The organism is Aliiroseovarius sp. S1123, assembly GCF_023015885.1.
Lineage (GTDB): Bacteria > Pseudomonadota > Alphaproteobacteria > Rhodobacterales > Rhodobacteraceae > Aliiroseovarius.
The window spans coordinates 16,155-30,954 of the sequence record NZ_JALKBE010000003.1 but is presented as its reverse complement, the minus strand read 5'-3'; the positions used below and the strand labels follow the sequence as shown (position 1 = coordinate 30,954).

Genomic DNA, 14,800 nt, shown 5'->3' with positions numbered 1-14,800 from the left:
GGGGCTGGCGCAAAAACGATGCCTTGCGTCGGGAATGGCGAACTGACGCCGCGGCTTGCATGGTTTATACTGAGAGTCGGAATACGGAGGTACGGATGAGCGACGGTATCAAATTCACCCTGGATGGGCGCGAAGTTGTTGCGCGTGATGGCGAAAGCATCTGGGATGTGGCCAAGCGTGAAGGCACGCTTATCCCGCACCTGTGCCACAAGGATGTGCCCAACCTGCGCGCCGACGGCAACTGCCGCGCCTGTGTGGTCGAGATCGAGGGCGAGCGCACGCTGGCGGCATCCTGTATTCGTGAACCCGCCGAGGGCATGGTGGTTACCACCGACAACGCCCGCGCCAAATCCGCCCGCAAGATGGTGATCGAACTTCTGGTCGCCGACCAGCCGGAAGAACGCCACGACGCCGCCGCTCATTTCTGGGATATGGTTGATCTGAACGGGGTCGAGCAAAGCCGCTTCCCGAAGATGGACGAGGGCCGCGTGCCGCTGTTGGATGACAGCCACGTCGCGATGAGCGTCAATCTGGACGCCTGTATTTCCTGCAACCTTTGCGTCCGCGCCTGCCGTGAAGTTCAGGTGAACGACGTGATAGGCATGGCCGGTCGCGGACATGACGCGTTCCCGACATTTGACATTGCCGACCCGATGGGCGCCTCGACCTGTGTGGCTTGTGGTGAATGCGTGCAAGCCTGCCCGACCGGCGCGCTGATGCCAGCCAAGGTGCAGGATACCTCGGATTTCGACAAGGAAGTCGAAAGCATCTGCCCTTTCTGTGGTGTTGGTTGTCAGGTCAGTCTGAAGGTCAAAGGCGACAAGGTCGTCTATGCCGAGGGCATTAACGGCCCCGCAAACGAAGGTCGCCTGTGCGTGAAAGGCCGTTTTGGCTTTGACTATATCAACCACCCGCATCGCCTGACCAAACCGCTGATCCGTAAGGAAGGCGCCGAGAAGGGCATGAATGTGGACCCGGCCAACCCGCTGACCCATTTCCGTGAAGCGACTTGGGACGAGGCGCTGGACGCCGCCGCCAAAGGCCTGACGCGTCTGCGCGACGAACATGGCGGCGAGGCTGTGGCCGGTTTCGGCTCGGCCAAATGCACCAACGAAGAAGCGTACCTGTTCCAAAAGTTCATCCGTCAGGGCTTTACCCACAACAACGTCGACCACTGCACGCGCCTGTGCCACGCATCAAGCGTGTCGGCGCTGCTGGAAAACGTCGGCTCGGGCGCTGTGACCGCGACCTTTAACGAGATCGAAAACGCGGATGTCGCAATCGTCATCGGTTCGAACCCGATTGAAAACCACCCGGTTGCCGCGACCTATTTCAAGCAGTTCACCCAGCGCGGTGGCAAGCTGATCGTGATGGATCCGCGCGGCGTGGGCATGGGCCGTTTCGCAACGCACCGCCTGCAGTTCAAGCCCGGCGCGGACGTATCGATGCTGAACGCGATCATGCATGTAATCGCCGAAGAAGGCCTGCAAGACGACGCCTATATCGCTGAGCATACTGAGAATTGGGAGGCGATGCGCGAGCATCTGAAAGCCTTCACGCCGGAAGAAATGGCGCCTATCTGCGGTATCGACGCGGACGAGCTGCGCGCCGCTGCCCGCACCTTTGCGAGCGGCAAGAACGGCATGATTTTCTGGGGCATGGGCGTCAGCCAGCACGTGCACGGCACCGACAACTCGCGCTGCCTGATCGCGCTGGCGCTGATGACCGGCAATGTGGGTCGTCCCGGCACGGGTCTGCACCCGCTGCGCGGTCAGAACAACGTGCAGGGCGCGTCGGACGCGGGCCTGATCCCGATGTTCTATCCGGACTATAAGTCGGTGAAGGACGAAGGCGTTCAGGCGCTATATCGTGACGTCTGGGGCGTGGACGAGCTGAACCCGAACCCCGGCCTGACCGTGGTTGAAATCATGGACGCGGTGTACGATCGCAAGATCAAGGGCATGTATATACTGGGCGAAAACCCGGCCATGTCCGACCCGGATGTGAACCACGTGCGCGAAGCACTGCGCCGGATGGAGTTCCTTGTCAGCCAAGACATCTTCCTGACCGAGACGGCGGGCTATGCAGATGTCGTCTTCCCGGCGGCGGCGCTGGCGGAAAAGACCGGCACGACCTCGAACACCAACCGCCAGGTGCAGATGTGCCGCCCGGCCGTTCCCGCCCCCGGCGAGGCGATGGAAGACTGGCAGATCACGACCGAGCTGGCGAAACGGATGGGCATGGGTTGGACCTATGATCACCCCAGCCAAATCTATGCCGAGATGGAGCTGGTGATGCCGTCGCTGGCCAACATCACGTGGGATCGTCTGGAAAGCCAGAACGCCGTGACCTATCCGTCGCTGTCGCCTGAAGATCCCGGCCAAGCCGTTGTATTCGGGGATAAATTCCCGCGTGAAAACGGGCGTGCCCGGTTCGCGCCTGCCTCGATCATCCCGCCGGCAGAAACCCCGGATGACGAATACCCCATGGTCCTGACCACGGGTCGTCAGTTGGAGCACTGGCACACCGGATCGATGACCCGCCGCGCCACCGTTCTGGATGCGATCGAGCCCGAGGCAAACTGTTCGATGAACCCGAAAACCCTGCGTGAAATGGGCGTGGAGCCGGGCGACATGGTCCGCCTGACCACCCGCCGTGGTACCATCGACGTGATGGCGCGAGCGGACTATGCGGTGGCCGAAAATATGGTCTTCCTGCCCTTCGCATACGTGGAAGCGGCAGCGAACCTGCTGACCAACCCGGCGCTGGATCCCTACGGCAAGATCGCCGAGATGAAGTTCTGCGCGGTGAAGGTCGAAGTGCCGACCCAGATCGCTGCAGAGTGATCTCTCCTACAGATCATGTACAAAGGGCGCCCCACCCGGCGCCCTTTTTCTTGTCTTAAATATCCTAGGGTAGCGTCAAATCGCAGATTTGGCGCAAGGGGCAACGCCCCTCAGGCTCACGAAGTGAGCCACCAAAGCCTAACGGGCGCTCTGCATCCACGCATCAATGGCGGCGATTTGATCCGCATCCAGCAACAGTCCTAGCTTCGATCGCCGCCAGACCACGTCCTCGGCCCGTTGGGCGTACTCCTTGCTCATCAGCCAGCGCAGCTCGGTCTCGGTCAGGGTGGCGCCGAAATCCTGGCCCAGATCGTCCAGCGATGTCGCATCACCCAGAATCTCTCGTGCCTCGGTCCCATAGGCGCGGACCAGACGTTTCGCGTGGCGCGGGGTCAGGAAGGGATGGGCCGCGTTGATCTGACCGAGCAGTGCGTCGAACCCGTCCACCGGGAAATCTCCGCCGGGCAGGGGCACGCCTGCCGTCCACTTGTCAGGTAACGGGTCAAGCACCGCACCGATCTTATCCAGTGCGCTTTCGGCAAGGCGGCGATAGGTGGTGATCTTGCCGCCAAAAATGTTCAGAACCGGCGCGTCCTCTACGTGGTCGGTGCGCAGCACATAGTCGCGGGTGACCGCCGCCGCCGAGCCTTCGCTATCGTTGAACAGAGGACGGACGCCGGAATAGGTCCAGACCACATCATCCGCCGCAATCGGATCCTTCAGATACCCATTGATGAAGGCGATCAGATAGTCGCGTTCGTCTTCCGTGCAGTGCGGGGGCGTGTCGGCATCGACGTGATCCGCATCGGTTGTGCCGATCAGGGTGAAGTCGGTCTCGTACGGAATGGCGAAGATGATCCGCCCGTCCTGCCCTTGGAAGAAATAGCATTTATCGTGATCAAACAGGCGCTTGGTGATGATATGGCTGCCGCGCACGAGGCGGATGTTTGCAGGCGCATCGCTGCCAAGCGTGCCGCCCAAGACGTCGGCAATCCACGGACCCGCGGCGTTGACCAGCATGCGCGCGGTGACCTGTCGGGCCTCGCCCGTGTTGGTGTCGGTCAAGGTGACACGCCAACCGGCGCCCTGAGGTTCGGCTTTCGTGACCTTGGTGCGCGGGTTGATCTCGGCGCCACGCGCTTCGGCGTCGCGAGCGTTCAGGACAACCAGACGCGCATCTTCAACCCAGCAATCCGAATACTCGAACGCGGTTTCGAACATGGGGTTCAGGGGCTGGCCTTCTGGCGCGGTCCGCAAATCCACGCGGGTGGTGCCGGGCAGGATTTTCCGCCCGCCCAGATGGTCATACAGAAACAGCCCCAACCGCACGAGCCATCCCGGACGGCGGCCTTTCATCCACGGCATCACGGTGTTCAGCAGCCGCGACGTGGGCGTCGTACTGTCGAAGCGCATCGAGTGGTGATAGGGCAGCACGAACCGCATCGGCCACGAGATATGCGGCATGGCCCGCAGCAGGGTTTCACGCTCTTTCAACGCCTCGCGCACCAGTCGGACCTCGAAATATTCCAGATACCGCAGCCCGCCATGAAACAGTTTGGTCGACGACGACGAGGTCGCGCCGCCGATATCCCCCATCTCGGCCAGACAGACGGACAGGCCGCGCCCCGCCGCGTCGCGCGCGATGCCGCAGCCATTGATGCCGCCGCCGATGATCAGAAGGTCGAAGTCGCTTTGCATGTCGGTTCCAGAACTGAGTCGCACTCACGCAGAGCTTGCGCGAAAATGATGACAAAGAGAAGGTAGAAGGGTTCGTAAATGTTCGAAAATTGCGATATTGTGATCGAAACTCTGGATTTCAGGCGTGGTTTCAGGTCATATGACGTGAAAACGAACATGAGGGCGTGATGAGCACCACCTTGCGAAAATCCGAAATCCTGAACATCGCCCGTCGCGAGGGCAAGGTGACGGTCGACCGTTTGGTCGAGCTGCTGGGGGTGACGCCTCAGACCATCCGCCGTGATCTGACGGAACTGTCGGATGAAGGCGCGTTGGATCGGGTGCATGGGGGCGCGGTGCTGCCGTCTTCGACCGCGAATATTGGCTATGACGCGCGGCGGCAGTTGAATCAGTCCGCCAAGGTCGACATCGCGCGGGCCTGTGCGCGGCAGATCCCGAACGACTGCTGCATCTTCCTGAACATCGGCACCACGACCGAGGCCGTCGCGCAGGAGCTTTTGCACCACAAGGGTCTGCTGGTCGTGACGAACAACATCAACATCGCGGTGATTCTGTCGGCGAATCCGGACGTGCAGGTGATCGTGTCAGGTGGCAGCCTGCGCCGGTCGGATGGCGGGCTGGTGGGCGAGTTGGCGACGGACCTGATCCGTCGGTTCCGCTTTGATATCTCGGTGATCGGATGCTCGGCGTTGAACAACGCGGGCGACATGCTGGATTTCGACCTGCACGAGGTCAGCGTGAGCCACGCCATTATGGCCCAAAGTGACAAAGTGTGGCTGGCCGCAGATCACAGCAAATTCGAGCGCAAGGCCCCTATTCGGATCGGCAGTATGGCAGATGTGGATGTGATCTTCACCGATCAGACCTTGCCAAAGGACTGCGCCGCGCTGTGTGACAGCAGCGGCACCAAGGTCACGCGGGTCTAGCCCCAGCGCACGTCGCCCAAGAAGATATAGCCCGCCCCATAGATCGTCTTGATCAGGCGCGGATTTTTGGGGTCTTCGCGCAGTTTTGTCCGCAGGCGCGAGATGCGAACATCCATCGCGCGGTCAAAGCTTTCACCCGCCACGCCGCCCAGCGTTTCCTGCATTTGTGCACGTGAAATCAAACGCTTAGGGGCGTCTAGGAACAGGCGCAGTACCTCGCCTTCCGCATGAGAAAACGCGGTCTCGGTGCCGTCTTCGTCTTCCAGAACATAGCGGTCGAAATGGGCTGTCCAGCCATTGAAGTGCGCCGTGTTCGAGGCCGTGTTGCCGGGTTTTTGGTTGCGCAGGCGGGCGCGCACGCGGGCGACGACCTCGGCCGGCTCGAAGGGTTTGACGATGTAGTCATCGGCCCCCAGTTCCAATCCGGTCACGCGGTCCTGTACCAAGCTGCGGCCCGAGATGATGATGATCGATGCGCCCCGTTCAAGGGCCAGTCGGTGCACCAAGGTCAGCCCATCACGGTCTGGCAGGCCAAGGTCCACAAGGCAGACATCCGGCGACATGGTGTTCAGCGCAGCCTCGAATTCTGTCGCGCGGGCGAAGGCCGCGGTTCGGAATCCAGCTTCCTCCAGTGCATGGGACAACATGCGGCGGATCTCGGGTTCGTCATCCAGAATAGCGATCATGTGTTGGGTCACGATGGAACCTCTTGCGACAGGAATGTGGCCAGCTCACCGGTGGTGAATGGCTTGGGCAAAACAGGGAACCCGGCGTTCTTGCGTCGTGGGTCGTCGAGCGGCAGGGAAGTCATTAGCAGCATTGGCACATCCAACCCGGTCTGCGCCAGCGCGTCCAGGAATTCGGGCCCGGTCTGCGCGCCTTCCAGTATAACATCAGACAGGATAAGGCCCAGCCCCTCGATTCCGGTCAGGGACAGGGCGTCCTCGGCCGAGTTCGCCTCGATCACCTGATGGCCCATGCTGATCAGCATTTCGCGGACCGATGTCCGGATCGCTTCGCTGTCTTCGATCAGAAGGACAAGACGCGGCGAGATGGGTTGGGCGGGGATGCGCAGAGGCAAACGGATGGATACGACGGCGCCACCGGTTTCTTCGCTGTTGAAAATCTTAACCTGACCACCTGCGACCTTGGTTTGGTCATAGACCATAGACAGGCCAAGCCCCGAACCTTCGCCGCCTTTGGTGGTGAAAAACGGGTCCAGCGCGTGCTCTAACGCCACGGGCGCGAAGCCCGGCCCAGTATCGGTCACACGAAATTCGACCCAGGTTTCACGGATCGGGCGGGCAGTCAGGTGGATGTCGCCGCCCGCATCGCCAAGCGCATGTGTGGCGTTGATGATCAGGTTCAGAATGCCATCCTGCACGGCACCAGAATCAAGGACAACACGCTGGTCCAGATCGGAAACCTCGACCTTCAGGTTAATGTTTGCAGGCAGGGTCGGTCCTGCAAGGCTTTCAAGCCCTTTCAACATGTCTGGGATGTTCACCGGTTCCATATGAACGTCGCGCCGACCCGAGATCGTGGCAATCCGTTCCAGAAGTGTCCCACCCCGGCGTACGGCAGCGTTGGTGGCTTGGACCAACTCCTGTGCGTCATCCCCGATGTCCATTTGGGCCAAGCGGCTTTGCAGACCCATGATGATGGTCAGCAGGTTCGAGAAATCATGCGCAACGCCGGATGTCAGATGTGCGGCCAGCTCGCGCTTTCGGGTCTGGGCGAGGGCGGCGCGGGACTGAGCCTCTTCGGTGACGTCCATCGACAGGATGTAGACGCCGGTGATCTGATCTTTGCCCTTGTCGGGGGTCAACGCCACGCGGATGCGGCGGCCCGATGCCTCGTGCGTAAACTCGAATACGCTGGATTCGCCATGAAACGCGCGGTTGAAATAGGGGCTGATCTTAGAAAAGGCTTCGTCGCCCAGCGCGTCTCGGGCATGTAGGCCCAAAAGATCGGTCGGACGGCCCGGGAAAACCTTGCCCAGGCGCCGGTTCGAGAAGGTGTAATGCAGATCATGGTCAATCCGCGCGATGTGCGCGGGCATCATTTCTGCGGTCAGACGCGTGCGGCTTTCCATGACGGTCAGCTGCCGTTTGGTTTCCTCGAGCGCGATGTTGGACGAGGTCAATGCACGGTTGGTCTGGGCCAATTCCTCGGTATAGGTCAGCACCTGATCAGAAAGCTCTTCGGACCGGGCCCGCAAAAGCGATTCCTGGCGCTTGATCGGGGTAATATCAGTATAGACCGTTACCCATCCCCCCTGCGACAGCGGGTGCCCCTCGACCGAGATCACGCGCCCATTGGCGCGGGTGCGCTCCATGTAGTGGGGTTGGAAATCCAGCGCCTGATCGACGCGCGATTGGACAAATGCGTCGATATCTCCGACCGCTCCATAGTCGCCACGCTCAGCAAGATAGCGGATGGTTTCGGAAAATGGCGCACCGGGTTGCACCAGATGATCGGGCAGATCGAACATATCCTGAAACTGGCGGTTCCCGATGACCAAAGTCAGGCGTCGATCATAGATGGAAAGTGCCTGCTGAATCAGGTTCAGCCCGGCTTGGGTCAACGCGGCCGTTTCTGAAGATTGTAGTGGCAAGCAATCCCCTCCTGCATCTATCGCTAGCACCTGATTTGTCTAGGGAAAAGAGGAATGCGCCCCCGTGTAAGGATTCATCTGATCTTGTAACAATTCGATAGGATTGGGAAAAAGTGCCGAAACCTTTGACGGCGAGATTTTTTTCGTCAGGGTTGTCGAGCAGGATTCGTTCGATGACTGGAACGTCGGTCGACCGACGGTGGGAGGAAAATTTGGCACAGGATCAAGTCGCTTCTGGCGCGTTTGCCTCAATTCCAGCGCTTCTCGCGCGGAATGTGAAGGAATATGGAGATCGCCCGGCTTATCGGGAGAAAGAATTCGGTATCTGGCAAAGCTGGACCTGGGCAGAGGCTGCTGAAGAAATTCAGAACCTTGCATTGGGTCTTTTGGCTTTGGGGATCAACCGTGGGGACCACGTGGCCATCATCGGCCGTAACCGTCCGGCCCACTACTGGGCGATGGTTGCAGCGCAGAAGGTAGGCGCCGTTCCGGTACCGCTTTACCAAGATGCGGTTGTGGAAGAGATGGAATACGTTCTGGAGCATTGCGGCGCACGTTTCGTCGTCTGCGGTGACCAGGAACAAGTCGACAAAGTGATCGAGGTGCAGGACAAGATCCAGCACATCGAACACGTGTTGTACTATGACAAGCGTGGCCTGCGGAAATACGACCACAGCCATCTGCATTGGTACGTCGACATTCAGGAAGAAGGCCGCGTGGCCCATGCCCGTCTTGAAGACGAGATGGCTGTCCGCGAAGCCGAGCTGACCTATGACAGCACCTGCGTAATGCTGTACACCTCGGGCACCACCGGTCGCCCCAAAGGTGTGGTTCTGTCGAACCGCAACATCGTCGAAAGCGCGAAGAACTCGTCCGAGTTCGACAACCTGGGTGTGAACGAAGACATTCTGGCCTATCTGCCGATGGCATGGGTTGGTGACTTCATCTTCTCACTGGGTCAGGCCATGTGGTGTGGCTTCTGCGTGAACTGCCCGGAATCGGCAGACACGCTGATGTCGGACTTGCGCGAAATCGGGCCGACCTATTACTTTGCCCCGCCGCGCGTGTTCGAAACCCAGCTGACCAACGTGATGATCCGTATGGAAGACAGTGGCGATCTGAAATACGCCATTTTCCATCACTATATGGAGTTTGCGAAAAGCGGCGCCGGCGAAAAGCACGGCATGCCGAAGCGCAAGGTGACCACCCAGAAGAAAACTCTGGAACAGAAGATCCGTCACGGGTTCAACTATGCGATGGGTATCGGCTTTGCGGCTGAGACCATCATCGAGAACGGCATTCGTCTGGCCTTTGCCAAGCTGCGTCACGGCAAGAACGTGCGCAAGCATTTCAAAGCCAAGGATCCGCTGGGTCTGAAGCTGTATCGTGGCAGCCTGCAGGAATACTTCAAGTATCGCTGTGGTGACGTGCTGGTGTACGGTCCGCTGAAAGACACGCTGGGCTTTGGCCGCATTCGTGTTGGCTATACCGCTGGTGAAGCCATTGGTCCTGAAATCTTCGCGTTCTATCGCTCGATGGGGATCAACCTGAAGCAGCTTTACGGTCAGACTGAAGCCACCGTGTTCATCACCGTGCAGCCGGATGGCGAAGTGCGCAACGACACTGTTGGTGTGCCTGCGCCGGGTGTGGAAGTACGCATCGAGGACAATGGCGAGATCTTCTATCGTTCGCCGGGTACCTTTGTTGAGTACTACAACAACCCCGAATCGACCGCCGACACCAAGGATCCCGAAGGTTGGGTTGCAACCGGTGACGCTGGCTTCTTCGACAAGAACAACGGCCACCTGCGCATCATCGACCGTGCGAAGGACGTGGGCAAGATGGCTGATGGCCGGATGTTCGCGCCCAAATATGTTGAGAACAAACTGAAGTTCTACCCGGACATTCTGGAGGCAGTTGTCTTCGGCAATGACCGCAACATGTGCACGGCCTTCATCAACATCGACCTGACCGCCGTTGGCAACTGGGCTGAACGCAACAACGTGGCTTATGGTTCTTATCAGGAACTTGCAGGGCACCCGGATGTGGTTTCGACCATTCAGGAACACGTTGAAACGGTTAACAAATCGGTTGCTGAAGACGAAATGCTGTCGGGTTGTCAGATCCATCGCTTCCTGATCCTGCACAAGGAACTGGATGCAGATGACGGCGAGATGACCCGTACGCGTAAAGTACGTCGTAAGATCGTGGAAGAGAAATACGCTCCGCTGATCGACGCGCTGTATGGCGGCAAGTCCGAGCAATATATCGAAACCGAAGTGACCTATGAAGACGGTCGCAAGGGTTCGATCAACGCCACCCTGGAAATCCGCGATGCGGCTGTGGTGGGTAACACTCAGGGGATGGCGGCAGAATGACGACCGATATGAACGCCGACAGCTACGTCACCGCAGACGGGCGCACCATTGGCCCCGTTGTCATGGACCTTAAAAATATCACACTGCGCTTTGGTGGTGTGGTTGCGATCAAGGACATCAGCTTCAACATCCGCGAAGGCGAGATCCGCGCGATCATCGGCCCGAACGGTGCTGGTAAGTCCTCGATGCTGAACGTCATCTCGGGGTTCTACAAACCCCAAGAAGGCGAGGTCTGGTTCCGTGGTTCCAAACGCCCGCAGATGCGCCCCTATCAGGTGGCGCAGCAGGGTCTGGCACGGACCTTCCAGAACATCGCGCTGTTTGACGGCATGACCGTTCTGGACAACATCATGACCGGCCGCCTGAACAAGATGAACGCCAACCTGCTTCAGCAGGCGATCTGGAAAGGCAAAGCCGAAAAGGAAGAGCTGGAAAACCGCGAAGCGTGCGAGAAAGTCATCGACTTCCTTGAAATCCAGCACATCCGCAAAACGCCCGTTGGGCGTCTGCCTTACGGTCTGAAAAAGCGTGTTGAATTGGCGCGTGCCTTGGCCGCGGAACCGTCGCTGCTTCTGCTCGACGAACCGATGGCTGGCATGAACGTCGAGGAAAAAGAGGACATGTCCCGCTTCATCCTCGACATGAATGACGAGTTCGGCACCACGATCGCCCTGATCGAGCACGACATGGGCGTTGTTATGGACCTGTCCGACCGCGTCGTGGTCATGGACTACGGCAAGAAAATTGGGGACGGCACACCCGACGAGGTGCGCAACAACCAGGATGTGATCGACGCCTATCTCGGCGTGTCACACGACTAAGGGGGGAGACTATGCCTGAACAACTACTCTTTGCGATGGAAGTCACCCTGAACGGCCTGATGGCCGGGGTACTTTACGCACTCGTCGCGCTGGGCTTTGTCTTGATCTTCAAGGCATCCGGCATCTTTAACTTTGCTCAGGGTATGCTGGTGGTGTTCGCCGCTATGACCCTGGTGGGTGTTCAGACGGGGCAAATCCCCTTCGCGCACCTGATCAACACGATTTTCGGCACCAAAATCCACCACTTCGGATGGACCGTGCCGACGATTCTGGCGATTATCGTGGCAGGCGCTGCAATGGTGCTTGTCGCTTGGATCATCGAAAAATACATCCTTCAGCACCTGATCGGTCAGCCTGACATCATCCTGTTCATGGCCACGATCGGTATGTGGTACTTCATGCACGGTTTCGCACCGCTGATGTGGGGTTCGGAAGTGATGAAGCTGGACGTGGGTCTGGCGCAAGGTATCAACGAAACGATTGATACGACCACCTATAACTGGTTCGGCTATGGCTTCTTTATCGACAACCTCGATATCGTTGCAGCCATCGTTGCTGCCCTTCTGGTGGCCGCGCTGGTTCTGTTCTCGCAATACACCAAGCAAGGCCGCGCCCTGCGGGCTGTGGCGGATGACCACTCGGCAGCTCTGTCGGTCGGTATCTCGCTGCGCTTCATCTGGGTTCTGGTCTGGTCGATTGCTGGCTTTGTAGCCCTTGTCGCCGGGATCATGTGGGGCTCGAAATCGGGCGTACAGATCTCGCTGGCTGAAGTTGCACTGAAAGCACTTCCGGTTCTGATGCTGGGTGGCTTCACCTCGATCCCGGGCGCCATCATCGGCGGTCTGATCATCGGTGTGGGCGAGCAGCTGTTCGAATTTGCCATCGGTCCCCTTGTGGGCGGCGCAACCCAAGCCTGGTTCGCCTATGTGCTGGCACTTGTCTTCCTCATCTTCCGCCCGCAGGGGCTGTTTGGTGAGAAAATCATCGAAAGGGTCTGATCAATGTTTTACCGCGAAGCTGGTGATTTCAAAACGTCCTACCGCGACGACAACCAGACCTTTCCGATCCGCCTTGATCGGGCTGGATATTGGATCGTCCTGTTCGTCGCCTTCTGTGTGATCCCGTTCTTTGTGAACGATTACTGGGTGAACTCGATCTTTGCTCCGTTCTTCATCTACGCCATTGCGGCGCTGGGGCTGAACATTCTGACGGGCTATGCTGGTCAGGTATCGCTGGGTACGGGTGGCTTCATGGCTGTAGGGGCTTACGCTTGCTACAAGCTGATGGTGGCCTTCCCGGATATCAACATCGTGTTCCACGTGCTGATCGCAGGCGGTATCACCGCCGCCGTTGGGGTTGCCTTCGGTCTGCCGTCGCTGCGCATCAAAGGGTTCTACCTTGCGGTTGCGACCCTTGCCGCTCAGTTCTTTCTGGTGTGGCTGTTCAACAAGGTGGCGTGGTTCTACAACTACTCGGCCTCGGGTCAGATCAACGCCCCTGAGCGTACCGTGTTCGGCATCATCGTAACTGGCCCCAACACCGAAGCCTGGGCGAAATACATGATCTGCCTGGTGTTCCTGGTGGGTGTTGCCTGGGTTGCACGCAACCTGACACGCGGCATGACTGGCCGTAAATGGATGGGCATCCGCGACATGGACATCGCAGCCGAGATCATCGGGGTGAACCCGCTGATGGCCAAGATGTCTGCCTTCGCTGTCTCGTCCTTCTTCGTGGGTATTGCCGGCGCTCTGTTCTTCGCCGTCTATCTGGGCGCTGCAGAAGCTGGTGAAAGCTTCGGTATCACCAAGTCGTTCCTGGTGCTCTTCATGGTCATCATCGGCGGCCTTGGCTCGATCTTCGGATCCTTTGCTGGTGCGGCCTTCATGGTCCTGATGCCGGTCCTTCTGAAGAACGTTCTGGTCGGTACTATGGGCTGGCCCACAGAGATCGCTGCCGAGCTCGAATTCATCATCGTTGGTGGTTTGATCGTGATCTTCCTGATCCTCGAACCCCATGGTTTGGCCCAACTGTGGCGTCTCACGAAAGAGAAGCTGCGCCTGTGGCCCTTCCCGCACTAAGCGGGGAAAAAGATCCGGACATCCGGCCAAGAGGAGGGTCGGGTGTCCAAACGAAGCGTTGCCCAAAAAGGGCACACTATTTTGCTAATCTAGGGAGGAAGCAAATGACTTTTAAACGTGTTGCCGCGGCATCAGTAGCCGCACTCATGGTGGCCTCACCGGTAATGGCGGATCTGGTATTCCCGTCGCTCAGCTACCGGACTGGCCCCTTCGCCGCAGGCGGTATTCCTTACGCTGACGGTTTCGCCGACTACATGACCCTGCTGAACGAACGTGACGGCGGCATCGGTGGTGTAGCTGTTCAGGTTCCTGAATGTGAAACCGCATACAACACCGAGAAGGGTGTGGAATGCTACGAATCGACCAAAGGCATGGGCGCTCTGGCCTATAACCCGCTGTCGACCGGTATCACCTATCAGCTGATCCCCAAAGCGACTGCTGATGACATCCCGCTCTACACCCCCGGTTACGGCCGTACCTCGGCTGCAAACGGCGACGTGTTCAGCCATGTGTTCAACTTCCCGGCCAACTACTGGAACGGTGCTTCGGCTGCGATCAACCACGTTCTGGACCTGAACGGCGGCGACCTGAAGGGCAAGAAGATCGTTCTGCTGCACTTCAACGGCGCATACGGTAAAGAGCCGATCCCGACCCTGACCAAACTGGGCGAAAAGCACGGCTACGACCTGACCACCATTCCGATCGACTATCCGGGTCAAGAGCAGAAAGCTCAGTGGCTGCAGATCCGTCGTGAAAAGCCCGACTACGTTCTGTTCTGGGGCTGGGGCGTGATGAACCAGGTTGCCATTCAGGAAGCCGCGAACATCCGTTACCCGATGGACCAGTTCATCGGCGTATGGTGGTCGGGTGCTGAACATGACGTGAAGCCTGCTGGCGAAAAGGCCACCGGCTATAAGGCGATGACCTTCCACGGTGTTGGTTCGGACTATCCGGTCTTCGGCGACCTGCAGAAATACGTTGTAGACGCTGGTAAAGCAGCTGGCGACGGTTCCAACGTTGGTACTGTTATCTACAACCGTGGTGTTTACGCCGCGATGATGCTGGCTGAAGCTGCGAAGAATGCGCAGGAAATCCACGGTGTAGCAGACATCACCTCGGCTCAGATGCGTGATGGTCTGGAACAGCTGGAAATCACCAACGCACGTATGGCCGAACTGGGCATGGAAGGCTTTGGTCCTGAGTTCAAAGTAAGCTGTGCGAACCACGGTGGCCCGGGCGCGATTGCGATCCAGCAGTGGGATGGTGCTGCCGGCAAGTGGTCGCTGATCACCGACTTCTCGGGATCGGACATGGATGTGATCCAGCCGCTGATCGACGCTGACTCGGCTGCTTATGCTGCTGAAAACAAAATCGATCCGCAGTGTAACTAATACACCGGAACGCGTTCGGGCCTTCGGGCCCGGACGACCCCTAGA

The 14,800-nt window shown here is 58.8% G+C and carries 10 protein-coding genes; 7 read left to right on the top strand and 3 right to left on the bottom strand.

Going from position 1 to position 14,800, the window contains the following annotated elements:
- Nucleotides 1-95 precede the first annotated feature (95 nt).
- Nucleotides 96-2,846, top strand: coding sequence for a formate dehydrogenase subunit alpha (gene fdhF, locus MWU53_RS06950; protein ID WP_247091862.1), 2,751 nt, complete (start codon nt 96-98; stop codon nt 2,844-2,846).
- Nucleotides 2,847-2,984: 138 nt separating this feature from the next.
- Here fdhF and glpD read toward each other — a convergent pair whose 3' ends face one another.
- The gene (glpD, locus tag MWU53_RS06945) at nt 2,985-4,544 is read right to left on the bottom strand and encodes a glycerol-3-phosphate dehydrogenase (RefSeq protein ID WP_247091860.1); all 1,560 of its coding nucleotides are present in this window, start codon (nt 4,542-4,544) and stop codon (nt 2,985-2,987) included.
- 167 nt (nt 4,545-4,711) lie between these two features.
- Here glpD and MWU53_RS06940 point away from each other — a divergent pair, with 167 nt between their 5' ends.
- Nucleotides 4,712-5,470 (top strand): DeoR/GlpR family DNA-binding transcription regulator, encoded by a 759-nt coding sequence (locus MWU53_RS06940; protein ID WP_247091858.1) that lies wholly within the window; start codon nt 4,712-4,714, stop codon nt 5,468-5,470.
- Here the strand turns inward: MWU53_RS06940 and MWU53_RS06935 are convergent.
- Both MWU53_RS06935 and MWU53_RS06930 read right to left on the bottom strand, forming a co-directional pair.
- Complete coding sequence (locus tag MWU53_RS06935; protein ID WP_247091856.1) at nt 5,467-6,168, bottom strand: response regulator transcription factor; 702 nt, start codon at nt 6,166-6,168, stop codon at nt 5,467-5,469. The two genes, MWU53_RS06940 and MWU53_RS06935, sit on opposite strands and share 4 nt — an antisense overlap.
- A complete protein-coding gene (locus MWU53_RS06930) occupies nt 6,165-8,087 on the bottom strand; it encodes a PAS-domain containing protein (protein ID WP_247091854.1) in 1,923 nt (640 codons plus the stop codon). Before MWU53_RS06930 ends, MWU53_RS06935 begins: the two co-directional genes overlap by 4 nt.
- A 212-nt stretch (nt 8,088-8,299) precedes the next feature.
- On the opposite strand from MWU53_RS06930, the gene MWU53_RS06925 reads away from it, so the two are divergent.
- The 5 genes from MWU53_RS06925 (at nt 8,300) to MWU53_RS06905 (ending at nt 14,755) form a co-directional block, all read left to right on the top strand.
- The gene (locus tag MWU53_RS06925) at nt 8,300-10,465 is read left to right on the top strand and encodes an AMP-binding protein (protein ID WP_247091852.1); all 2,166 of its coding nucleotides are present in this window, start codon (nt 8,300-8,302) and stop codon (nt 10,463-10,465) included.
- Nucleotides 10,462-11,286 (top strand): ABC transporter ATP-binding protein, encoded by an 825-nt coding sequence (locus MWU53_RS06920; RefSeq protein WP_247091850.1) that lies wholly within the window; start codon nt 10,462-10,464, stop codon nt 11,284-11,286. Before MWU53_RS06925 ends, MWU53_RS06920 begins: the two co-directional genes overlap by 4 nt.
- Before the next feature lie 11 nt (nt 11,287-11,297).
- Nucleotides 11,298-12,284, top strand: a complete 987-nt coding sequence (locus tag MWU53_RS06915) for a branched-chain amino acid ABC transporter permease (RefSeq protein WP_247091848.1) — start codon at nt 11,298-11,300, stop codon at nt 12,282-12,284.
- 3 nt (nt 12,285-12,287) lie between these two features.
- A complete protein-coding gene (locus MWU53_RS06910; RefSeq protein ID WP_247091847.1) occupies nt 12,288-13,364 on the top strand; it encodes a branched-chain amino acid ABC transporter permease in 1,077 nt (358 codons plus the stop codon).
- A 104-nt stretch (nt 13,365-13,468) separates the two neighbouring features.
- Nucleotides 13,469-14,755, top strand: a complete 1,287-nt coding sequence (locus MWU53_RS06905; protein ID WP_247091845.1) for an ABC transporter substrate-binding protein — start codon at nt 13,469-13,471, stop codon at nt 14,753-14,755.
- Nucleotides 14,756-14,800 lie beyond the last annotated feature (45 nt).